Source organism: Deinococcus marmoris DSM 12784 (assembly GCF_000701405.1).
In the GTDB taxonomy this organism is placed as follows: Bacteria; Deinococcota; Deinococci; order Deinococcales; family Deinococcaceae; genus Deinococcus; species Deinococcus marmoris.
Genome location: NZ_JNIV01000084.1, coordinates 1 through 19,463, shown reverse-complemented (window position 1 = coordinate 19,463; position 19,463 = coordinate 1). Strand labels below are relative to the sequence as shown.

Annotated in this window: 29 protein-coding genes and 2 pseudogenes; all 31 read right to left on the bottom strand. The window is 63.1% G+C overall.

Annotated features, from left to right (window positions below):
• Positions 1-247, bottom strand: a pseudogene (locus tag Q319_RS0117335) (IS66 family transposase); the annotation flags it as partial.
• Between the two features lie 240 nt (positions 248-487).
• Positions 488-1,156: an ATP-binding protein gene (locus Q319_RS26400; RefSeq protein ID WP_156039421.1), complete on the bottom strand. Its 669-nt coding sequence runs from the start codon at positions 1,154-1,156 to the stop codon at positions 488-490.
• Positions 1,157-1,158: 2 nt separating this feature from the next.
• Entirely contained in the window at positions 1,159-2,250 is a 1,092-nt protein-coding gene (locus Q319_RS0117330) for an ATP-binding protein (protein WP_029483717.1), read from the bottom strand.
• Positions 2,247-3,641, bottom strand: coding sequence for a hypothetical protein (locus tag Q319_RS0117325; RefSeq protein WP_029483716.1), 1,395 nt, complete (start codon positions 3,639-3,641; stop codon positions 2,247-2,249). The genes Q319_RS0117330 and Q319_RS0117325 overlap by 4 nt, the downstream gene beginning before the upstream one ends.
• Positions 3,642-3,667: 26 nt before the next feature.
• Positions 3,668-4,114 (bottom strand): hypothetical protein, encoded by a 447-nt coding sequence (locus Q319_RS0117320; RefSeq protein WP_156039420.1) that lies wholly within the window; start codon positions 4,112-4,114, stop codon positions 3,668-3,670.
• Entirely contained in the window at positions 4,111-5,658 is a 1,548-nt protein-coding gene (locus Q319_RS0117315; RefSeq protein ID WP_029483714.1) for a DUF5691 domain-containing protein, read from the bottom strand. Before Q319_RS0117315 ends, Q319_RS0117320 begins: the two co-directional genes overlap by 4 nt.
• Positions 5,655-6,956, bottom strand: a complete 1,302-nt coding sequence (locus Q319_RS0117310; RefSeq protein WP_029483713.1) for an SWIM zinc finger family protein — start codon at positions 6,954-6,956, stop codon at positions 5,655-5,657. Before Q319_RS0117310 ends, Q319_RS0117315 begins: the two co-directional genes overlap by 4 nt.
• 158 nt (positions 6,957-7,114) lie before the next feature.
• Positions 7,115-7,708: an adenylate kinase gene (locus tag Q319_RS0117305; protein WP_029483712.1), complete on the bottom strand. Its 594-nt coding sequence runs from the start codon at positions 7,706-7,708 to the stop codon at positions 7,115-7,117.
• A gap of 167 nt (positions 7,709-7,875) precedes the next feature.
• A complete protein-coding gene (secY, locus tag Q319_RS0117300; protein WP_029483711.1) occupies positions 7,876-9,222 on the bottom strand; it encodes a preprotein translocase subunit SecY in 1,347 nt (448 codons plus the stop codon).
• 118 nt (positions 9,223-9,340) lie between these two features.
• A pseudogene (rplO, locus tag Q319_RS24745) lies at positions 9,341-9,772 on the bottom strand (50S ribosomal protein L15); the annotation flags it as partial.
• Positions 9,769-9,936, bottom strand: coding sequence for a 50S ribosomal protein L30 (gene rpmD, locus Q319_RS0117290; RefSeq protein ID WP_029483709.1), 168 nt, complete (start codon positions 9,934-9,936; stop codon positions 9,769-9,771). The pseudogene rplO and the gene rpmD, both read right to left, overlap by 4 nt.
• Positions 9,937-9,947: 11 nt before the next feature.
• The gene (gene rpsE / locus Q319_RS0117285) at positions 9,948-10,556 is read right to left on the bottom strand and encodes a 30S ribosomal protein S5 (RefSeq protein ID WP_034415622.1); all 609 of its coding nucleotides are present in this window, start codon (positions 10,554-10,556) and stop codon (positions 9,948-9,950) included.
• Positions 10,546-10,884, bottom strand: a complete 339-nt coding sequence (rplR, locus tag Q319_RS0117280; RefSeq protein WP_029483707.1) for a 50S ribosomal protein L18 — start codon at positions 10,882-10,884, stop codon at positions 10,546-10,548. The genes rpsE and rplR overlap by 11 nt, the downstream gene beginning before the upstream one ends.
• Positions 10,884-11,441 carry a 50S ribosomal protein L6 gene (gene rplF, locus Q319_RS0117275; protein WP_029483706.1) on the bottom strand — a complete coding sequence of 186 codons (558 nt, stop codon included), beginning with the start codon at positions 11,439-11,441 and terminating at the stop codon, positions 10,884-10,886. Before rplF ends, rplR begins: the two co-directional genes overlap by 1 nt.
• Positions 11,442-11,594: 153 nt before the next feature.
• Positions 11,595-11,996, bottom strand: a complete 402-nt coding sequence (rpsH, locus tag Q319_RS0117270) for a 30S ribosomal protein S8 (protein ID WP_029483705.1) — start codon at positions 11,994-11,996, stop codon at positions 11,595-11,597.
• Positions 11,997-12,368: 372 nt separating this feature from the next.
• Positions 12,369-12,554 carry a type Z 30S ribosomal protein S14 gene (locus Q319_RS0117265; RefSeq protein WP_029483704.1) on the bottom strand — a complete coding sequence of 62 codons (186 nt, stop codon included), beginning with the start codon at positions 12,552-12,554 and terminating at the stop codon, positions 12,369-12,371.
• Positions 12,555-12,573: 19 nt separating this feature from the next.
• Entirely contained in the window at positions 12,574-13,113 is a 540-nt protein-coding gene (gene rplE / locus Q319_RS0117260; RefSeq protein ID WP_029483703.1) for a 50S ribosomal protein L5, read from the bottom strand.
• Positions 13,114-13,173: 60 nt separating this feature from the next.
• Positions 13,174-13,521 carry a 50S ribosomal protein L24 gene (gene rplX, locus Q319_RS0117255; protein ID WP_029483702.1) on the bottom strand — a complete coding sequence of 116 codons (348 nt, stop codon included), beginning with the start codon at positions 13,519-13,521 and terminating at the stop codon, positions 13,174-13,176.
• The gene (rplN, locus tag Q319_RS0117250) at positions 13,521-13,925 is read right to left on the bottom strand and encodes a 50S ribosomal protein L14 (RefSeq protein WP_029483701.1); all 405 of its coding nucleotides are present in this window, start codon (positions 13,923-13,925) and stop codon (positions 13,521-13,523) included. Before rplN ends, rplX begins: the two co-directional genes overlap by 1 nt.
• The gene (gene rpsQ / locus Q319_RS0117245; protein ID WP_029483700.1) at positions 13,922-14,212 is read right to left on the bottom strand and encodes a 30S ribosomal protein S17; all 291 of its coding nucleotides are present in this window, start codon (positions 14,210-14,212) and stop codon (positions 13,922-13,924) included. Before rpsQ ends, rplN begins: the two co-directional genes overlap by 4 nt.
• On the bottom strand, positions 14,209-14,427 hold the full coding sequence (rpmC, locus tag Q319_RS0117240; protein WP_029483699.1) for a 50S ribosomal protein L29: 219 nt from the start codon (positions 14,425-14,427) through the stop codon (positions 14,209-14,211). Before rpmC ends, rpsQ begins: the two co-directional genes overlap by 4 nt.
• Entirely contained in the window at positions 14,414-14,839 is a 426-nt protein-coding gene (rplP, locus tag Q319_RS0117235) for a 50S ribosomal protein L16 (RefSeq protein ID WP_029483698.1), read from the bottom strand. Before rplP ends, rpmC begins: the two co-directional genes overlap by 14 nt.
• Positions 14,839-15,588, bottom strand: a complete 750-nt coding sequence (rpsC, locus tag Q319_RS0117230) for a 30S ribosomal protein S3 (RefSeq protein ID WP_029483697.1) — start codon at positions 15,586-15,588, stop codon at positions 14,839-14,841. Before rpsC ends, rplP begins: the two co-directional genes overlap by 1 nt.
• Before the next feature lies 1 nt (position 15,589).
• Complete coding sequence (rplV, locus tag Q319_RS0117225; protein ID WP_029483696.1) at positions 15,590-16,057, bottom strand: 50S ribosomal protein L22; 468 nt, start codon at positions 16,055-16,057, stop codon at positions 15,590-15,592.
• A complete protein-coding gene (gene rpsS, locus Q319_RS0117220) occupies positions 16,054-16,341 on the bottom strand; it encodes a 30S ribosomal protein S19 (protein ID WP_029483695.1) in 288 nt (95 codons plus the stop codon). Before rpsS ends, rplV begins: the two co-directional genes overlap by 4 nt.
• 14 nt (positions 16,342-16,355) lie before the next feature.
• Positions 16,356-17,189 carry a 50S ribosomal protein L2 gene (gene rplB, locus Q319_RS0117215; protein ID WP_029483694.1) on the bottom strand — a complete coding sequence of 278 codons (834 nt, stop codon included), beginning with the start codon at positions 17,187-17,189 and terminating at the stop codon, positions 16,356-16,358.
• 13 nt (positions 17,190-17,202) lie between these two features.
• Positions 17,203-17,490, bottom strand: coding sequence for a 50S ribosomal protein L23 (locus Q319_RS0117210; RefSeq protein ID WP_029483693.1), 288 nt, complete (start codon positions 17,488-17,490; stop codon positions 17,203-17,205).
• Entirely contained in the window at positions 17,487-18,104 is a 618-nt protein-coding gene (gene rplD / locus Q319_RS0117205) for a 50S ribosomal protein L4 (RefSeq protein ID WP_029483692.1), read from the bottom strand. The genes Q319_RS0117210 and rplD overlap by 4 nt, the downstream gene beginning before the upstream one ends.
• Positions 18,105-18,106: 2 nt before the next feature.
• Entirely contained in the window at positions 18,107-18,742 is a 636-nt protein-coding gene (gene rplC / locus Q319_RS0117200; protein WP_029483691.1) for a 50S ribosomal protein L3, read from the bottom strand.
• Entirely contained in the window at positions 18,739-19,062 is a 324-nt protein-coding gene (gene rpsJ / locus Q319_RS0117195; RefSeq protein ID WP_014685998.1) for a 30S ribosomal protein S10, read from the bottom strand. The genes rplC and rpsJ overlap by 4 nt, the downstream gene beginning before the upstream one ends.
• Before the next feature lie 5 nt (positions 19,063-19,067).
• The coding region (locus Q319_RS0117190) for an EF-Tu C-terminal domain-related protein (protein WP_029483690.1) at positions 19,068-19,463 on the bottom strand (396 nt) is incomplete at its 5' end.

The following is a 19,463-nucleotide window of genomic DNA, read 5'->3' as shown; positions in this document are numbered from 1 at the left end:
GGGTCTTGTAGGTGAACGTTCCCGTTCCTGCGCGGCGTCCAGGGGGCTGGGGATCAGCCTTGCGCGTCTCGCGGCTGAACGGCGCAGCATATTTGCTGTGCCTTTTGCGCTCCAGTTCCTCAATTTGCTTTTTCAGACGAGTGTTTTCGGCACGTAGCGCGTGATTCTCGGCTTCCAACTGCTCGAATCTCTCGGTCTGCTGACGGATGATCTCCAGCACATCACCCTCTGTCAGCGTCCCGGCCATGCCCCGATTCTAGCGAATCCTGCCCGGTTCAGGCCACCGGGTCAGGAGCGCTAATCAGATACGAATTTCACAAATCACTCAAGCAAAATGCCTCTCTTGGGAAGTCGCCTGCCAGTACACCTGCATGTCAGATCAAACACATTCTCTGTTCATTCTACGGACATATCAAGCTGGAAAAATTGAAAATCATCCGCAAGGAAAATCACTTTGCGATGCGAACAAAGATGTATATCGCCGCTCTTAAAACTTCATACGAGGAATTACAAAGGCTGAGGCAGCAATCCGAGAATTTTCAAAACTCTGCCGCGTAAGGTCAGTAAGGAATTCAGGAAATACACGATGATGCAGCTCGTTCTCGCTGGGACGCTCCCACTGCTCAGTATCTTCCAGCAGCCGTAAGACCCGATCCAATGGAGGCATACCTATCCCAAACCTCTCACGCCACATAAGCTCTATTCTATCTTCCGGGGCAGACTCCCCGAGCGGAGTATTCGTATCACCCAGACGAGTGTATACAACACCAGCGCGTAGAGTTTTTCCCTTCTCAGCTTTATCGTGCAATAGGAAAAATGGTTTATCTGGACGATTTTTTATTTCAAGGATGTCAAATTCCTTACCATCATGAATTATATTATGCATGATAACATCAGGGAATCTATTTACCCGAGACGCCCTCAATAAATCTTGAATATTCGCATTATTTTTTCTGTTGGCATCGCCAGCAACTCCGTATAAACCCTTAGAGTCGGAGACGCCAAATGTCAAAAATCTATTTTCCTCTGAATATGAATTCAGCAGGCACAAAATATCGTGAACCAATTTTACGTTATTGTCATGAAATTCTTTCTTGAAATCTAAAATCTCTGATTCTGGTTTGAGCAGAAGATTCATAAACGTATCTAATTCCACGCTCAACTCACCGCCCGACAAGCCTTGTACAAATCCCGCCAGTCCTCCCGCTTCTTCGCCACGGTTTCTAGGTATTCGCGCCACACCACGCCGTCCTGCACCGGGTCCTTGACCACTGCGCCCACCAGACTCGCGGCAACGTCGGCGGCGCTCAGTTCGCCGTTGCCGAAGTGGGCGGCCAGACTCAGGCCGTGGTTGACCACGCTGATGGCCTCGGCGGTGGACAGCGTGCCGCTGGGGGCCTTCAGCTTGGTCTTGCCGTCCTCGGTCACGCCGCCCCGAAGCTCGCGGAAGATGGTCACGATGCGCCGAACTTCCTCCAGCGCCGGGGGGGCGGCGGGAATCTGAAGGCTGCTCGCCAGTTGTGCCACGCGTTGCACGACGATTTTCACCTCGTCTTCCAGGCTGTCGGGAACGGGCAGAACCACTGTGTTGAAGCGGCGTTTCAGCGCGCTGGACAGGTCATTGACTCCCCGGTCCCGGTTGTTGGCGGTGGCGATCAGGTTGAAGCCGCGCGTGGCCTGGACCTCAGTGTTCAGCTCTGGCACGGGCAGGGTCTTCTCGGACAGCACCGTGATCAGGGCGTCCTGCACGTCGCTCTGCACGCGGGTCAGTTCTTCCATGCGGGCCAGCTTCCCCGTTCGCATGGCGCGCATGATCGGGCTTTCCACCAGCGCCGCCTCGCTTGGCCCCTCGGCGATCAATCGGGCGTAATTCCAGCCATAGCGGATGGCCTCCTCGCCTGTGCCTGCCGTGCCCTGCACCAGCAGCGTGCTGTCGCCCGAAATGGCGGCGGCCAGATGTTCGCTGACCCAGCTCTTGGCCGTGCCGGGCACGCCGATCAGCAGCAGGGCGCGGTCTGTGGCAAGCGTGGCAACCGCAATTTCCATCAGGCGGCGGTCCCCGACGTACTTGGCGGTGATCTCGGTGCCGTCCTTCAGTTGGCCGCCCATCAGATAGGTCAGCACGGCGTGCGGGCTGAGGTTCCACTGCGGGGGCTTTGGCTTCCCATCGTGGGCCGCCAGGGCGGAGAGTTCGTGGGCGTAGGCTTGCTCGGCGTGCTGGCGCAGGACTTCGGGGGCGGATGCAGTCATGGGGTTTCTCCTTGAGCTGTGGGAAAGTGAATGTTGAAACGGTCCAGCGCGCCCAGGGCCACGTCAGCCACGGCCTCTTCCTGAAGGTACTGACTGACGATGTAACGCAGTTCATATCGGTCAAAGCTGCGCCAGACCCGCTGTTCCTGCTCAAAGTGGGGAACGAAGGTCAGCAGCGTGTCCAGATGGGCGGCGAACCAGCGAAAGAGGTCAGGGCGCGGGCCGCTCTCGCTGGAGGAGAGGGCGCGTTTCATCAGCGGCAGCAGGGGCAACAGGCCATCTGGATCGGCCAGAATCCGCTCGCCCACGGCTATCCAGAAGGCGTCGGGGATATGGGGGTTTCCAGGCAGGTAGTCGCGGTGGTCCGGGTCTTCCAGCAGAACCGGATACACCGCCGGGTCAATGGCGCTCTCGGCCATACGGTTCAACAACCACGAATCCGCACGCTCCAGCAGGGCGCGTGTGATGTCGGGGTCAGCGCAACGCTCCACGAAAACCATGCCCAGCACGTAGCATCCTTGCACCAGCTCCCGTTCCAGCAGGGGCCGCAATTCGGGCAGCAGGGCCGGGACTGCCCGCCTGGCCGCGACGGTCCTCACCTCGTCCGCTGGGTCGCGCAGCAGCGTGTCGGCAATGGCCCCCACAGTGCTGGCCGGTAGGAATTTATGAAATCTGGCGTAGTCATCGGCAAGCAGATCAGCCACGCGCAGACGCACCGTTTCGTCGGGGTCACGGGCGGCGTCCCACAACTCAGCCTCCGTCAGACTGCCTGCCGCCGGAAGCAACCCGGCCAGGGCGCGTAAGGCAGACGCCCGCACCACCGCTTCAGGGTCCGCCAGCGCCTGCCGTTTTTGTGCCGCCGACAGGGTGTCGTGCTGAACGATGTTGGCCCGCACGCCAGCATCTCCGTCCGCATACAGCGCCCGAATCAGCGGGGCAGGTAGAGCGCTGGACCACGCGACTTCCCGGCGTACCCCGGCATCCTGATCGCGGCTCAATGTTTCCAGCACCTGCGGCGGGAGGTTGGAACGGCCCAGCAGCGCGATTTTCACCGTATCGCGCGAATGCACAGACAATCGTTCCAGCGTGGGCGCATCGGTGTGGGGATGCACCGCCACGGCCTTTAACACCGTCCACTGACGGTCTTTACTCAGATGATTCAGCAAGGCGGCAGTGGCCCCCGCATTCGCCGCCACCGCCCGGCGGGTGGGCATGTCGCTGCTTCTTGCCAGCCCCTCCAGCACGGGCAGAGGCGCAGTCTTGTTCTCCGCCACTGCCCGCGAGAGTTGCGGATCCAACGCGGCCAGTTCCAGCAACCGCTGGGCCGATGTGGACTTATGGCGGGCCTCGCGCTTCAGGGCTTGCAGATCGGGAAGATGATTCAGGATCACGGCAATTCTCCTGGAAAGAACACGGCTCAGCGTTCCAGCGCCGTGCGGACCGGACCGTCGGGAATCATCATGGTGGCGTTGCCGCCGTACTGCACGCTCAGCGCTCCCTGATAGCGGGTCACGCCACCCATCTTGCTCAGCGGAAGGCGAAAGCTGCCCTGGGCGTTGACGATGTGCAGCGCGCCGTCCTCCTGGTCCAGGCGGAATTCGGTCACGCCGCTGTTGCGGGCGGTGGTCAGCACCTGGGCCATGCTGCGGCGGGCGTTCCACCACACCAGCAGGCCCAGCACGGCGGCGGCCAGCAGGAAAAAGATGTTGCGGTAATACACCGCCCAGACCATGCCGATCACGGTCAGCAGGGCCAGAGCGATCAGCGGCCACCGAAGCACCCGGCGCTGCATCTGGCGATAGACGCTGGCGACCAGCAATTGGCCGTCGGGAGAGGCCCAGTCCACGGATTGTCGAATACTCATGCCTTCCTCTCTGCCGCAAAATCGGCGTGCATCTGGGCGCGCAGGTCCAGGCTGGCGTGAAGCGTGTCCAGGGTCTGCCGGGCGTAATCGGGGGCGTCGGTGGGCAGCGGTGGGGGGCGCGGGGCGTCCGGCGCAGCGTGGGTCTGGGCCAGTTCCAGCACCTGAATCCACGCAGGATCCCAGTCCGAGTTCTTGTCGTAGGCCGCGTACTGGGACTCGGCTTTGCAGATGGCCCGCCCCAACTGCCTGACCACCTCTGCACTGAGATCAGCGGGCCAGGGCCTCGGCAGGACGCGCAGCAGGGCCAGCACAAGCTGCGAGTCGTGGCCCCGCAACGCCGCGTGCAGTTCGGCCTCGCGGCGCTGTGCCGGAACCAGGGCCAGCAGGTCCGCCCGCCAGTGCTTGAAACTGCCCTTCAGACGGGGCAGCAACAGTTCAGCCAGTTCCGGGAATGCGGGCTGAACCGGCGGGGCTGCCGAGGCGAAAACAGTCCGCACCAGTTCGTCCACCCCTTCAAATTGCGCCGCCAGATTCACCAGCCCAGCAGGGGTCAGGTCAAGGGCGGTCATCAGCGTCACCGGATGCGCGGCGCTGAGCAGGTGGCGCAGGCGTTCGGCAGGGTGCTTCACAGGCTCCAGACCGTCACGTTTCAGATCCGCGTCGGGAGTATCCGGCAGGCTGAGGGTGTATTTGCGCTGACCCGTCAGCTTGCCCAGCAATCCTACTTTTTCCTGCCCCAGCATGGACCCAACGCGGCCTGTCATTCGGAGGTTGTAGGCGCTGTCCGGCCACAGTTGCAACAGGCGGCGGGCCTGAGCGCGCACGTCCTCGCTGCGGTCAGACAGCGTTTCTTCCAGCAGGGGTTCGAGTTCGGCGTCCTCTGCCTGCCAGTTCTGCGCCAGCACGTCCAGCAGCCGTTTGCGAACGCCCGCCTTCTCGGCCTTGAAGTGGACGGTCAGGAAAGCACGGCCCGCAGCAGAGTCGGCGGCGCGCAGGGCGCGGAACAGGTGTTCGCGGCCCGCCTCGGTGGCCGCGTCCCACTCCATCTCGTCCAGCGTTGCCTCGCCACTTCTCAGGCCACGCAGCCAGCGCCAGTCGCTAGAAAACCCGGCCAGCCAGCGACTGCGTTCACCCAGCACCGGGCGCAGGGTAGCGCGCAAATCCTCGTTCACATGCGCCCCCCAGTCCAGCAGATCGGGCACAGAGGCGTGTGGGACGCGCCAGCCCGCCGCGCCGCACAGGCCAAGCCATTCGGTCAGCATGGGCGTGTTGAGTACGGCGATCAGGTGCCGGGCCACGCGGGCGGGGGCCTCGGGCAGAAGTTCGGCGGGGGCAGGATCAGGGGGCGGGGCCAGCGGCAGAGGCCGTTGCCCCGCGCGGGCAGCCAGTCCCGCCAGGGCGGCGCGGGCCAGCAGCGTGGATTCCGCGCCATCACCTTTGACGCGGTTCAGGGCATCGGCCAGTGGCGTGCCGGCATGAACGGGCAACGAGGCTCGGGACGTTCCCACCAGCGCCGTCGCCAGCAGCATATTCAGATCGCTCATCTGTGGCCCCCTGCCTGACCCGTCCAGAAGTTCAGGGCCGCGAAGGCCGCGCCGTCCCATTCACCAAAGATCGAGACTGCCTCGCCCCCGCTTTCGGCCAGAAGTTTCAGCAGCGGGCGCTCAGCTCCAGTCAGCGGCAGTCGGTCACCTGTTTCGTCCACCACAGACCACGGCTCCCCCGGCAGCACCCGCACCGGCCCCAGCAGATACGCTGCCCGCTCCAGCCAGGGATTGCAGGCCAGCGCGTCGGCGTGGGCGGAAAGCATTGCCGTGAGTGTCAGAGGCGCTGGCAAGGCGGTCAGTGGCCCACTCGCGCCTGCTTCTCCCTTCAGCACGGCCCGCTGTGCAAAAGCCGAGGGGGCAAAGACCAGCCCGGCCTCCACGCTCTGACCCAGCGGCAGAGCGGGCGGCAGCGGACGGCCCGCCGGGGCAAAATCCAGCAGTAGGGCGGTCTGATCGCTGTTCTGGAGCCACTGGCGGCGCACGGTCAGCGTCTCTTCCTGAATCAGCGCCTGCCCCAGCACGTTCCAGCGCGCCCGAATGCCCTCCGTTTCCAGCAAGCCTGCGGCGTCCAGCGGAAACCCCAGCGCAGAACGCAGGTCCGCCAGTTCGTTCTCGCTCAGTCCCGCACGGTGCATCCAGCCCTCGGCCAGCAGCGCCAGTTCGCCCAGATGCGCCAGCAGGGCGGCGGGATCACCCAGCAGCTCAGGAATGCGCGCCACCCGCCGCGCCGCGCCCGCCGCCTGCGCGTCCATCAACCGCGCGGCCTGCGTGTCCCAGTCGCTATACGGGCGGGAAGACGCTGTGGCCAGCCCATCACGCACCAGGTCCTTGAGGAACAGGTGCAAGCCCTCCAGCCCCGCCGTCACCTTCTTCTCGCGGGCGGCGCGGCGTTTGGCCTGGGCTGCGGGATCGGCCTCCTTCTCGGCCTTCTGCTGTCCGCCTTCTGCCTTCTGCACCTCCCGGTTCTGCCGCCCGGCCAGCCACGCCTGAATGCTCTCGGGCGCGGGCTGAGAACCAAAATCAGAGCCGTGCGAGGCGTGCAGCAGCAGCAGCGCCAGCCCATGCTTGCAGGGAAACTTGCGGCTGGGGCACGAGCATTTTGCCACCGGACCGCTCAGATCAACCGCCGTCAGATACGGGGTCTTGCCGCTGCCCTGGCACTCGCCCCACAGCACACCGTCCGCGTCGTTGAGGGTGGGCCACTTGCCGGGTGTGGCGAGCTTGCGGGCATTGGCCGCGCTGCCCGCATCGGCGGCCAGGGAAAGAATGGTTTCGGGGGTCAATGCCTGCGACAAATCTCAAACTCCTTATTCTGTTATTGACGTAATAGTAACAGCTTCACGTTGCTGTGGCAAGCCTAGCGCAGAGGCGTGGGCGGCCTGTCTCTCCACCTCCTGCACAACAGGAAAGGGCCGGAAGCATTCTCGCCCCGGCCCTTCTTTTGCTGCTGCGTCTACTTCATGCTCTTCAGAATCCGCGCGTAGACCTCTTCCATGCTGCCCACGCCGTCCACATGTTCCAGATGGCCGCGTGCGCTGTAGTAGTCGATCAGCGGTTGGGTCTGCTCACGGAACACGTCCTGACGGTGACGGGCCACTTCCTCGGTGTCGTCACTGCGGCCCGTTCCGCCGTCCGCCGCCGCCTGCCGTCCCCGCGCCACGATCCGCTCGATCAGCAGTTCGTCGGGGACTTCCAGCAGCGGCACATGGTCGACGGGTGCGCCCAGTTCCTCCAGCAGCACGTCCAGCTCCTCGGCCTGTGCGCGGGTGCGCGGGAAACCGTCGAAGATCACGCGGACGCCTTCCATATCGGCCAGACGGTCCCTGATCAGCGCGATCAGAATATCGTCGGGGACCAGTTTGCCCGCGTCCAGCATGGGCTTGATCTGCTGGCCCAGTTCGGTGCCACGCACCACATGATCGCGCAGGATATCGCCGGTGCTGATCTTGACCAGATGCTGCTCGGCGGCCAGACGCTCGGCCTGTGTGCCTTTCCCGGCACCGGGTGGCCCCAGAAAAATAACGACTTTGTTTTTCGGTTGAGTCACTTCAGTTCCTCCGTAAGTTGAGCATCAGTTTAGCGGCTGTTCTACAGGTTGCCGCGTCCCTGCCCAGCCCACCCGCGTTCCCGCACAGGTGACAGGAAAACCCGGATCATAAGAAAACGAAGAACCGCCCCCGAACAGGCAGGCGGCCACTTCTCCGTGTCAGGACTTCAATTGTTCAGGCGTCCGCGAATGCGGCCCTTGCTGATGAATCCGTCGTAACGGCGCACCGTCAATTGAGCTTCCAACTGTTTCAGCGTTTCCAGCGCCACGCCCACGATGATCAGTAGGCCCGTTCCCGAGAACTGGAAGGTGGTGATCCCGGTCACGCGCTGAACGATCTGCGGAACGACCGTTAACACTACCAGGAAGATCGCGCCCCACAGGCTCAGGCGGCTGCTGATGCTGCCCAGATACTCGGTGGTGGGCGTGCCGGGCCGGACACCGGGAATAAAGCCCCCGGCCTCACGCAATTGCTCGGCAATCCGCTTGGGATCGAACTGCACGCTGTTATAGAGGTACGTGAAGCCAAAGATCAGGGTGGCTTCCAGCAGGATGTACAGCGGCTGCCCGAACACCAGATTGGAGTTCAGCCACGCACTGACTTCCGGCGCGCGGGTGGCCGTGGCGCTGGCGATCAGGTTGGGAATGATCAACATGGCACTGGCGAAGATCACCGGAATCACGCCGGCCTGGTTGACCTTGATGGGCAGCCAGGTGGCCTGCCCCGCGCCCTGCTGTTTTGCAGCAGAGGCCGAACCAGCCGCCGCCGTGGGCGCGCCGCCCCGCGCACGCGCGTAGGTGACCGGCACGCGCCGCTCGCCCTGATACACGTACACGATGCCCGCAATCGTCACCAGAATGATGGCAATGAATGCCAGCAACGACAGCAGTTGGACCTGATCGGTGCGGAACAGTTGCGCCGTCGCCGCAATTTCACGTGGGTAGGCCGAGATGATCCCCACCGTGATGATCAGCGAGATGCCGTTGCCGATGCCGACCTCGGTGATGCGCTCGCCGATCCACATGGTAAAGGCGATCCCCGCCACCTGGGTCAGCACCATCACCAGCACGGTGAACAGACCCGGCGTCCAGCCCACGGCGACATACGACGCGTTGCTGGTCACGAACAGCGAGAAGAACAGCGCCTGTACGGCACCTAGTCCCACCGCCGAATAGCGGGTGAACTGGTTGATCTTCTTGCGCCCTTCCTCGCCTTCCTTGGAAAGCTTTTCCAGGGCCGGGATGGTGGTGGTCATGAGCTGGATCACGATACTGGCCGTGATGTACGGCAGCACCCCCAGCGCAAAGATCGAGAACTGCGAGAGATTGCCTCCCGAGATCATGCTGATCAAGCCGAACAGGCCACCCGAAGTGGCCTGGCTCAGCGCGGCGGTGTTGACGCCTGGGGTAGGAATGGTGCTTCCCAGGCGGTACACCGCCAGCAGCAGCAGGGTGAAGACAATCTTCCGCTGGAGATCCGGGATACGGAACGCGTCGCGGAAGGCACGCAGCATGTTATTCGGCCTGCTGTGCTTGTTGCGCGGGGGCTTGTGGCGCTGCCGCTGCCTGGGCCAGCTTGGCGGCGCGGGCGACGGCGCGGTCTTCCTTGTTGGGAGCCGCAGGCTTGGGCGTGGGCAGCACGACGCTGCCGCCCGCTGCTTCCACGGCCTTGATGGCAGCCTGACTGGCAGCGTCCACATGCACGGTCACGGCGCGGGTCAGCTCACCGCTGGCCAGCAGCTTGACCGGACGGTTTTTGCGACGCACCAGACCGACCAGTTCCAGCACGGTACGGTCAAAGGTATCGGTGCCCTCGATCTCGTTGAGCTGCGAGAGCTTGACGATCTCGTGGGTGATGCCGACGTTGTTGAAACCGCGCTTGGGAAGGCGGCTGATCAGCGTGCTGCGACCACCTTCAAAGAACGGTCCCTTGCCCGCACCGCTGCGCGACTTCTGGCCCTTGTGACCGCGTCCGGCGGTCTTGTCGGTGCCGCCGGGGCCACGCCCGACGCGCTTGCGGTCCTTGCGGCTGCCCTCGGCGGGCTTCAGATCATGGAGCTTCATTCTTCTACCTCCAGCAGGTGCTGAACGGTTCTGATCATGCCGCGCAGGGCAGGATTGTCATTGACCTCACGGCTGTCACCGATGCGCCGCAGACCCAGGGCCTTGACGGTGTCCACCTGACTCTGGCGACGCCCGATCACGCTGCGCTTGAGTGTGATTTTGATGGGTTTGGCGGTCATTCTTGAGCACCTCCGGCGATGGCCGCTCCACCCTGGGTGGTGGCCGACTGGGCAGCAGCGGTCTGGGCAGCACTGGTTTGGGCAGGCTGGCTGGAACGCAGAACATCGGTTCCGCGCAGCGCCCGCACCTGCTTGGCGGTGCGCAGGTTACGCAGACCATCGAACACGGCGTAGGCCACGTTGATCTTGTTGCGGCTGCCGATTTCCTTGGACAGCAGGTTGGTGATACCCGCGAGTTCGGCAATCGAGCGCGGCACGGTTCCGGCGATCACGCCCGTACCGGGTCCGGCAGGCTTAAGCAGCACCTGAGACGTGCTGTTGACGCCCACGATGTCATGCGGAATGGTGCCGTTTTCCACGGGGACCATGATCATGTTCTTCTTGGCGATGCTCTTGGCCTTCTCGATGGCCACGGGCACTTCCTTGGCCTTGCCGATGCCCATGCCCACGCGACCATTGCGGTCACCCAGGATCACGAGCGCGGCAAAGCGGAAGCGGCGTCCGCCCTGGTAGGTCTTGGAGGTGCGGTTGACGAAAAGCATCTTTTCTTCAAATTCGCTGCTCTCGCGGTCCGCGTTGCGGTCATTTCTACGATTAAAAGTCAAGGCCACCCTCCCGCGCCGCGTCTGCGAGCGCCTTCACGCGTCCGTGGAAACGGTACTGACCACGGTCAAACACCACCTGCTTGACACCCTTCTCGGCGGCAGCTTCGGCCAGGGCCTTGCCCACGGCAGCGGCGTTCTCGGACTTGGTGCCGCCCATCAGCTTGGCGCTGCTCGCGGCGGCCAGCGTGGTGCCGTTTGTGTCGTCGATGATCTGGGCGTAGATGTGCTTGCTGGAGCGGAACACGCTCAGGCGTGGACGTACTCCGGCGGCAACGCGAACCTTGCGGCGCGCACGCAGCTTGCGGCGGACAGTATTCTGAGCAGCCATTATTTCTTCCCTTTCCCGCCCGTCGCACCGGCTTTACCGGCCTTCAGGGCAATCTTTTCACCAAGGAAGCGCACACCCTTGCCGTGGTAGGCGTCGGGCTTGCGGACCTTGCGGACGTTGGCAGCCACCTGGCCGACGAGCTGCTTGTCGATGCCGCTCACGTCGATCTTGGTGGGTTCCGGCACGGTGAAGCTCACGCCTTCGGGCGGCTGGATCACGACGGGGTGGCTGTAGCCGATGGTCAGCTCCAGCGCCTTCCCGGCCAGTTTGGCGCGGTAACCGACGCCGCGCAGCTCCAGGTTGATGACGAAGCCGTCGCTGACGCCCTTGACGGCGTTGAAGACCAGGCTGCGGGTCAGGCCGTGCAGCGCGCGGTGACGCTGGGCATCGCTGGGACGCTCGACCAGCAGGGAGTCGCCGTCCTGCTTGATGGTCAGCTCGGTGTTGAAGGGAACGCTGAGTTCGCCTTTGGGTCCCTTGACCTTGAACACGCCGCCATCGGCGCTGTAGGTCACGCCGCTGGGCATGGGGATGGGAGATTTACCAATTCGGGACATGAATGTCCTCCTTGCCTTAAGTCAGGGCTGAACGGACTTGCAGTCATCTCAGTCTGAGGTCAGGTGGTTGCGGTTCGGGGCGGCCCCTTACCAGTTGTTTGGACCAATTGCTTGGAACAGTTGTGCGGGCAGCTCAGGGTTAGGGAGCTGGCGTTACCAGAGAACGCAGACGACTTCGCCGCCCACGCCCTGCTTGCGGGCTTCGCGGTCCGGCATCAGACCACGGGAAGTGGACACCACGGCCACACCCAGGCCACGCTGAATGCGGGGCAGGTTGTCGGCGCTCACGTAGGCACGGCGGCCTGGACGGGAGATGCGCTCGATGTGCTTGATGACCTGCTCGCGCTTCTGACCGTACTTGAGGGTCACGCGCAGCACGTCGAACTTCTGGCCTTCTGGAACCAGACGCTCGTAGGAGGCCACGTAGCCTTCCTTGACCAGCAGCTTGGCCAGTTCTTCCTTGAATTTGGAGGCCGGGATGTCCACGGTCTCCTTGAATGTGCGCGTCGCGTTGCGAATGCGCGTGAGCATGTCAGCGATAGGATCACTCAGCATGTGTCTCCTCCAGAGGCGCGGCGCTGGCCACTGCCCCGGCAGGTGCGGTCCACATCAAAACAATATGGACTGCGGGTCTCCCCGTTGGAACGTCTGGCGGTAAAATCCGCCGATTCCTTCTGTTGGGTTGGAAATCCACCACTGGACGATCACTGCTCAAATTGAGCTGTTCGTATCCAGGAGGTACAGCACGATCACTGCCACAGGTGCAGCAAGGAAGGAGTATATCAGGTCGGGAGGTGAGAGGCAATTCTCCCTGATGGTGAATTCGTCAGTGGCTTCAGAGGCTTAAGCCAGATTGACAATCTCAAGCCAATGCTAAAAAAACCCCCCAACAGGGGAGTCTCTTTTGATTCATTTTGATAAGTGTGCTTACCAGCTTGCTTTACGCACGCCGGGCAGTTCACCCTTGTGCGCCATCTCGCGGATGCAGATGCGGCACATGCCGAAGAAGCGGTAGTAGCTGCGGGCACGGCCACAGCGCGAGCAGCGGCTGTAGTCCTGCACCTTGAACTTGTGGCCACGCGCGGCCTTGACAACTTTAGAGGTATTAGCCATAACGTCCTTTGCCCCCGCCTTACTTGCGGAAGGGCAGGCCCATGCCTTGCAGCAGGGCGCGGGCTTCTTCGTCGGTCTTCGCGGAGGTCACGATGGTGATGTCCATGCCGCGCACTTTGTCGACCATGTCGTAGGTGATCTCGGGGAAGATCAACTGCTCTTTGATGCCCAGGTTGTAGTTGCCACGGCCATCAAAAGCGTTGGGGTTGATCCCACGGAAATCGCGGATGCGGGGCAGGCCGATGTTGACCAGCTTTTCCAGGAACACGTACATGCGCTCGCCGCGCAGCGTGACCTTGATGCCCACGGGCATGCCCTGACGCAGTTTGAAGTTGGAGATGCTCTTCTTGGCCTTGGTGATGATGGGCTTTTGCAGCGTGATCAGGCTCAGCTCTTTTGCGGCCTTGTCGATGGCCTTGCTGTCTTCCTTGGCACTGCCCAGACCCTCGTTGATCACGATCTTCTCGATGCGGGGCACGGCCATCACGGAGGAGTAGCCGAACTGCTGCATCATCGCGGGCTTGACGGTCTCGTTGTACTTGTCTTTGAGCTGTTGCATGTTTCTACCTTTCGGGCGGACGGGTCGCCCAGGTCACGCGCGGCGGCGTGACCCTGGAAATCAGTCGATGTTCTTGCCGCTGGAGGCGGCCACGCGGACTTTCTTGCCGTCCACGATGGCGCGGCGAACGCGCGTGGCCTTCCCGGTTTCGGGGTCCACGATGGACACCTTGCTGGCGTGCAGGGCCAGCTCGCGCTGTTCCTGACCGCCGTTGGGGTTGCCCGCACTCGGCTTGACGTTCTTGGTCACCATGTTGATGCCTTCCACGACGACCTTCTGATCACGCGGCAGCGCCAGCAGAACCTTGCCAGTCTGGCCCTTGTTCTTGCCGTTGCGGACGATGACAGTATCGCCCTTCTTGACGTGCAGCTTGTCGTTGTGGTGGCTTCCGGCGCTGGGACGGGGCATTACAACACCTCCGGGGCCAGGGAAACGATCTTCATGAAGCGGCGGTCACGCAGCTCGCGGGCCACTGGCCCGAAAACGCGGGTGCCGCGAGGCTCGCCCTGGTTGTTGATGATGACGGCGGCGTTCTTATCGAAGCGGATGGTGCTGCCGTCGGCACGCTTGACGGCGTGCGCGGTGCGGACGATCACGGCCTTGACCACGTCGCCGGACTTGACAGCGCCGCGCGGGGCAGAGTCCTTGACGCTGGCGACGATGATGTCACCGACGTGCGCGAACTTCTTGTTACCGCCGCCGCCCGAGGTCAGGCCCTTGCCGCCGATGCCGGAGTTCAGCACACGGATGCACATGATCTCGCGCGCGCCGCTGTTGTCGGCCACGTCCAGACGGGATTGGGTCTGAATCATGCCTCACCCCCGGCCAGCTCGGTTTCCACGGCAGTCGTTTCGGTACCACGCGGGCGCTCGATCAGACGCGTGACCTTCCAGGTCTTGGTCTTGCTGATGGGGCGGACCGCAACGATCTCGACACGGTCACCCAGCTTGTATTCGTTGGTCTCGTCGTGCGCGGCGTACTTGTTGCTGCGCGTGACGACCTTGCCGTACAGCGGGTGGGCGAAGCGGCGCTCCACCTTCACGCTGACGGTTTTGTCGGCACGGTCACTGACGACGACGCCGGTAAAGGTCTTCTTCATGCCTGCTCTCCCTGCCCACTGTGGACAGCCTGGGCCTGCTCATGCCGGATGGTATTGAGCTGGGCCACTTCTCGGCGAAGCTGCGTGACGCGGTGGGGCTTTTCCAAGTTGCCCATCGCGGCCTGAAAACGCAGCTCCATCAGTTCTTTCTTGCGGTTCTCGATCTCGGAGGCGAACTTGTCGGCCCCCAGTTCGCGCATCTCACTGGGCTTCATCGTAAACCTCGCGCTTGACCATCTTGGTCTGGATGGGCAGCTTGTGACCGGCCAGACGGAAGGCTTCCTTGGCCTGGGCCTCGGTCACGCCGGAGACCTCGAACATCACGCGGCCCGGCTTGACGACGCTGACCCAGAATTCCACCGCGCCCTTACCCTTACCCATTCGGGTTTCGGCAGGCTTCTTGGTGACGGGCTTGTCGGGGAAAATGCGGATGTAGATCTTACCGCCACGCCGGAAGTGACGGCTCATGACGATGCGGCACGCTTCGATCTGGTTGCTGCGGATCCACGCGGGTTCCGTGGCGATCAGGCCGTAGTCGCCAAAGGCCACGTAGTCGCCGCCCTTGGTGTCGCCGGTCATCCGGCCACGGTGCTGCTTGCGGTACTTGGTGCGCTTGGGAAGAAGCATCATTCACCTCCGGGGCGGCGGCGTCCTGCGGCAGGACGGCGGCGGTTGGGACGGTCACCGTCTTCACGGCGGGGGCGGTCATCGCGGCCCTTGGGACGGGCCAGGGTCTCGGTGCGGCCACCGATCACTTCGCCGTTGAAGACCAGCACCTTGATGCCCAGGATGCCGTAGCTGGTGCGGGCCAGCGCGGTGCCGTAGTCGATATCGGCGCGCAGGGTGTGCAGCGGCACGCGGCCTTCCAGAACCTTCTCGGTACGGGCCTGCTCGGCCCCGCCCAGACGGCCCGAAAGCACGATCTTGACGCCACGTGCGCCGGATTCCATCACGCGCTGTGCGGCCTGTTTCATGGCGCGGCGGAAGGCGAAGCGGCGCTCGATCTGCTCTGCAATCCGCAGAGCCACCAGAGGCGCACTGATGTTCGGGTTGGGGATCTCGGCGACGTTGACCGCCACCGTACCAGCAGAAACCAGACGCTCGATATCGCCGCGCAGGCCCTTGATGCTGTCCCCACCCTTGCCGATCACGATGCCGGGTTTGGCGGCGGAGATGATCACGTTGACCTGCTGGCCAGCGCGCTCGATCTCCACGCGGGCGATGCCAGCGGCAGACAGCTTCTTATCGATCAGCTTGCGGATCTTCTCGTCTTCACGCAGAAGACCGGCGTACTGCTTCTTGCCCGCGTACCAGCGGCTGTTCCAGCCACGGGTAATGCCCAGGCGGAAGCCGTTCGGGTTGATTTTATTGCCCATATTAGTTGCGCCCCTTGTTTCCACCAGCACGGTTTCCGAGCGCGCGGTTGCCAGCTTCGGCCTCGCCCACGATGATGGTGATGTGGCTGGTGCGCTTCTTGATGATGTTGGCGCTGCCGCGTGCGCGGGGGATCAACCGTTTGAGGGTCGGTCCTGCGTCCACGTAGGCCGCCACGATCACCAGACGGTCCTCGAGCATCTCGTCATTGTGCAGCGCGTTGTGCTTGGCGCTGTTCAGCGCCTTGCCGACGGGTTCGCTGGCAGCGCGGGGGATGAAGCGCAGCAGGTCCTCGGCGTCACGCACGCTCTTGCCACGGATGATGTCGACGACCAGACGCACCTTGCGGGGGCTGATGCGGACGTACTTGGCCACGGCGTAACCGGGACGGCGCAGTTTGACGAGCTGCTTGCGCTCTTTCTTGTTGCGGTAGGTCTGTTCGGGAACAGCATTTGGGGTAGCAGCGGTCATTTCTTCTTGCTCCCCTTGCTGCTCTTTTCACTGCCGTGACCCCGGTAGCTGCGGGTGGGCGAGAACTCACCGAGCTTGTGACCGATCATCTGCTCGTTCACGAACACCGGGATGTGCTGCTTGCCGTTATGCACGGCGATGGTGTGGCCGATCATCTCGGGAACCACGGTGGAGCGGCGCGACCACGTCTTGATCACACGCTTGTCTTTCTTCTCGTTCTGGACATCCACCTTTTTCAGCAGGTGATCGTCCACGAACGGGCCTTTCTTGAGGCTACGGGGCATAGAGTTCGCCCTCCTTACTTCCCGCCGCGGCGGGTGATGATGAAGCGGTCAGAGACCTTGCGCTTGCGGCGGGTCTTCAGGCCCTTGCTGGGCTGGCCCCAGGGAGAGACAGGCACGCGGCCTGCGCCGGTCCGTCCTTCACCACCGCCGTGTGGGTGATCCACCGGGTTCATGGCGCTGCCTCGCTGGTGCGGCTTGCGGCCCAGCCAGCGGCTGCGTCCGGCTTTACCCAGGTTGATGTTCTTGTGTTCGGCGTTGCCCACGGTGCCGATGGTGGCGTAGCACTCGCTGTGGACACGGCGCAGTTCGCCGCTGGGCAGGCGCAGGATCACGTAGTCGCTTTCCTTGCCCTGGACCTGGATGCTCGTTCCGGCGCTGCGGGCCATCTGGGCACCTTTGCCGGGAACCAGTTCCACGCTATGCACCACCGCGCCGACGGGCACGAAGCGCAGCGGCAGGGCGTGGCCCAGCTTGGGTTCGGCTTCGGGACCAGCGTTGACGGTTGCGCCCACCTTCAGACCTTCGGGGGCCAGGATGTAACGCTTCTCGCCGTCTGCGTAATGCAGCAGGGCGATGCGGGCGCTGCGGTTGGGATCGTACTCAATCGCGGCGACCTTGGCGACCACACCGGACTTGTCGCGGCGCTTGAAGTCGATGATGCGGTACAGACGCTTGTGCCCGCCGCCGATGAAGCGGCTGGTGATGCGGCCCCGGTTGTTGCGCCCACCGGACTTGGAGATGCCCTCGGTAAGTGCCTTTTCCGGGCGCTTCTTGGTCAATCCGCTGAAGTCTGCGGTCGTCATGTGACGGCGCGACGGGGTATACGGACGGTACTTTTTAACGGCCATGTTCAATCGCTCCTTAGGCCTGGCCTTCGAGTTGCTCGATGCGCTGACCCTCGGCGAGACGGACAACCGCCTTCTTGCGGTCGTTGCGGGTGCCAATGAACTTGCCCACGCGCTTTTGCTTGCCGCGCACGTTCATGGTGCTGATGCCCACCACGGACACGTCGAAGGCGCGCTGGATGGCGCTCTTGATCTCGGTCTTGGTGGCTTTGGGGCTGACCCAGAACGAGTAGACGCCGCGCTCCATGCCCGCGTAAGCCTTCTCGCTGACCACCGGCTGGTGGATGATGTCGTAGTAGCTCATGCGGCACCCTCCTCTTGGGTCTCGTCCTCAGCAGGTTCCAGGGCCACGGCGTCGATCACCAGACGGTCATGGCGAAGGATGTCGTAGGCGTTGAGGCCAGCGACGGCCAAGACGGTGACCCAGGGGACGTTGCGTGCGGCCTGGCGGGCCACAGCGTCGTCGGTCACGAGCAGCACGCTTTCGCTGCCGTTCATGCCGTTATCCAAGGCCCAGGCGATAAAGCCCTTGGTCTTGCCGTCCAGGCCAAAGCCGTCCACGGCGGTCAGCATATTTTCCTGCTGACGGTCTGAGAGGGCCATCGCCAGGCCGAGCTGACGCACCTTGCGGGGCAGGGTGTAGCCGTAGTTGCGGGGCTTGGGGCCAAAGGCCACGCCGCCGCCCACGAAGGTGGGAACAGTGCGATTGCCGTGACGGGCGTTACCGGTGCCTTTCTGGCCGTACATCTTCTTGCCGGTAGCACTCACCTGCGCGCGGGTCTTGGTGCTGGCCGTGCCACGGCGACGGCTGGCGAGCTGCCACGTGACCACTTCGTGCAGGACATGCTTGTTGGCTTCGGGCAGGTCCAGGCTGATCTGACGACCACCGTTCTGTCCGATGACGTTAATCTGCGCCATGTTTACTTGCCTCCCTTGGCGGTGCGCATCTTCACGGCTCCGCGCAGGATCACGAGGCCACCATTTGCTCCGGGAATCGCACCCTTGACCAGGATGATGTTCTCGCTGGCACGAACTTCCACCACTTCCAGGTTCTGGACGGTTACGCGGTCCGTGCCCATGTGTCCGGCCATCTTCTTGCCCTTGTACACGCGGCCTGGCGTCTTGCGCTGACCGATGGAGCCGGGACGACGGTGCCATTTCTTGGTGCCGTGGCTGCCAGGGCCGCCGGCAAAGTGCCAGCGCTTGATGACGCCCTGAAAACCCTTGCCCTTGCTGGTGCCGGTGGCGTCGATCTTCTCGCCCTCGGCGAAGATGTCCACACCCACGGTGTCGCCTTCAGGGTTGAAATTGCGGAATTCACGCAGGAAGCGCACGGGAGACACCCCAGCCTTCTTGAAGTGACCCATCGCCGGACGGTTGACCTTGCGCTCCGCTTTGGGGGCAAAGCCGATCTGCACGGCCTCGTAGCCATCGCTCTGCGCGGTCTTGCGCTGCACGACGGGGCAGGGGCCAGCCAGCACCACGGTCACCGGAACGGCCTTGTCGCCCTTCCAGATCTGGGTCATGCCGATTTTGGTTCCCAGCAGGCCCTTCACGCGCGGCCTCCCACCGTCTTGATTTCAATGTCCACGCCGGTAGGCAGGTCCAGGGTCATCAAGGAGTCGATGGTCTTCTTGGTGGGATTCATGATGTCCACCAGACGGTTGTGGGTGCGGATTTCAAAGTGTTCGCGGCTGTCCTTGTTCACAAAGGGCGAGCGCAGCACACAGAAGCGGCGGATGCGGGTAGGAAGCGGCACTGGGCCGCTCACGTCCGCCCCGGTGCGCCGGACGGTGTCCACGATCTTGCTCGCGGACTGGTCCAGCGCCTTGTGGTCGAAACCACGCAGTTTGATGCGAATCTTCGGGGCAACCATTGCTATTACTCCAGAACCTTGGTGACGACGCCTGCACCGACGGTGCGGCCCCCTTCACGGATGGCAAAGCGCAGTCCTTCTTCCATGGCGATCGGCTTGATCAGTTCCACGATGAAGGTGATGTTGTCGCCGGGCATGACCATTTCCACGCCTTCGGGCAGTTCCACCACACCGGTCACGTCCGTCGTGCGGAAGTAGAACTGGGGGCGGTAGCCGCCGAAGAACGCGCTGTGGCGTCCACCCTCGTCCTTGGACAGCACGTAGGTGCTGGCTTCAAACTTGGTGTGGGGCTTGATGCTGCCGGGCTTGCTCAGCACCTGACCGCGCTCCACGTCGTCGCGAGCGACGCCGCGCAGCAACACGCCGACGTTGTCGCCGGCCATACCGGAATCCAGCAGCTT

What these genes read in the sequence shown, in the direction of transcription:
- rplR (WP_029483707.1), bottom strand. Translation starts at nt 10,884, where the DNA reads ATGGCTGCTCAGAATACTGTCCGCCGCAAGCTGCGTGCGCGCCGCAAG.
- Q319_RS0117210 (WP_029483693.1), bottom strand. Translation starts at nt 17,490, where the DNA reads ATGAGCTACTACGACATCATCCACCAGCCGGTGGTCAGCGAGAAGGCT.
- Q319_RS0117315 (WP_029483714.1), bottom strand. Translation starts at nt 5,658, where the DNA reads ATGAGCGATCTGAATATGCTGCTGGCGACGGCGCTGGTGGGAACGTCC.
- rpmC (WP_029483699.1), bottom strand. Translation starts at nt 14,427, where the DNA reads ATGAAGCCCAGTGAGATGCGCGAACTGGGGGCCGACAAGTTCGCCTCC.
- rplE (WP_029483703.1), bottom strand. Translation starts at nt 13,113, where the DNA reads ATGCAACAGCTCAAAGACAAGTACAACGAGACCGTCAAGCCCGCGATG.
- rplF (WP_029483706.1), bottom strand. Translation starts at nt 11,441, where the DNA reads ATGTCCCGAATTGGTAAATCTCCCATCCCCATGCCCAGCGGCGTGACC.
- rplP (WP_029483698.1), bottom strand. Translation starts at nt 14,839, where the DNA reads ATGCTTCTTCCCAAGCGCACCAAGTACCGCAAGCAGCACCGTGGCCGG.
- Q319_RS0117320 (WP_156039420.1), bottom strand. Translation starts at nt 4,114, where the DNA reads ATGAGTATTCGACAATCCGTGGACTGGGCCTCTCCCGACGGCCAATTG.
- Q319_RS0117265 (WP_029483704.1), bottom strand. Translation starts at nt 12,554, where the DNA reads ATGGCTAATACCTCTAAAGTTGTCAAGGCCGCGCGTGGCCACAAGTTC.
- rplX (WP_029483702.1), bottom strand. Translation starts at nt 13,521, where the DNA reads ATGCCCCGTCCCAGCGCCGGAAGCCACCACAACGACAAGCTGCACGTC.
- rpsS (WP_029483695.1), bottom strand. Translation starts at nt 16,341, where the DNA reads ATGCCCCGTAGCCTCAAGAAAGGCCCGTTCGTGGACGATCACCTGCTG.
- rpsH (WP_029483705.1), bottom strand. Translation starts at nt 11,996, where the DNA reads ATGCTGAGTGATCCTATCGCTGACATGCTCACGCGCATTCGCAACGCG.
- rpsC (WP_029483697.1), bottom strand. Translation starts at nt 15,588, where the DNA reads ATGGGCAATAAAATCAACCCGAACGGCTTCCGCCTGGGCATTACCCGT.
- rpsQ (WP_029483700.1), bottom strand. Translation starts at nt 14,212, where the DNA reads ATGAAGAAGACCTTTACCGGCGTCGTCGTCAGTGACCGTGCCGACAAA.
- rplB (WP_029483694.1), bottom strand. Translation starts at nt 17,189, where the DNA reads ATGGCCGTTAAAAAGTACCGTCCGTATACCCCGTCGCGCCGTCACATG.
- rplN (WP_029483701.1), bottom strand. Translation starts at nt 13,925, where the DNA reads ATGATTCAGACCCAATCCCGTCTGGACGTGGCCGACAACAGCGGCGCG.
- rplV (WP_029483696.1), bottom strand. Translation starts at nt 16,057, where the DNA reads ATGACCGCTGCTACCCCAAATGCTGTTCCCGAACAGACCTACCGCAAC.
- secY (WP_029483711.1), bottom strand. Translation starts at nt 9,222, where the DNA reads ATGCTGCGTGCCTTCCGCGACGCGTTCCGTATCCCGGATCTCCAGCGG.
- rpsJ (WP_014685998.1), bottom strand. Translation starts at nt 19,062, where the DNA reads ATGGTTGCCCCGAAGATTCGCATCAAACTGCGTGGTTTCGACCACAAG.
- Q319_RS0117330 (WP_029483717.1), bottom strand. Translation starts at nt 2,250, where the DNA reads ATGACTGCATCCGCCCCCGAAGTCCTGCGCCAGCACGCCGAGCAAGCC.
- rplD (WP_029483692.1), bottom strand. Translation starts at nt 18,104, where the DNA reads ATGGCGCAGATTAACGTCATCGGACAGAACGGTGGTCGTCAGATCAGC.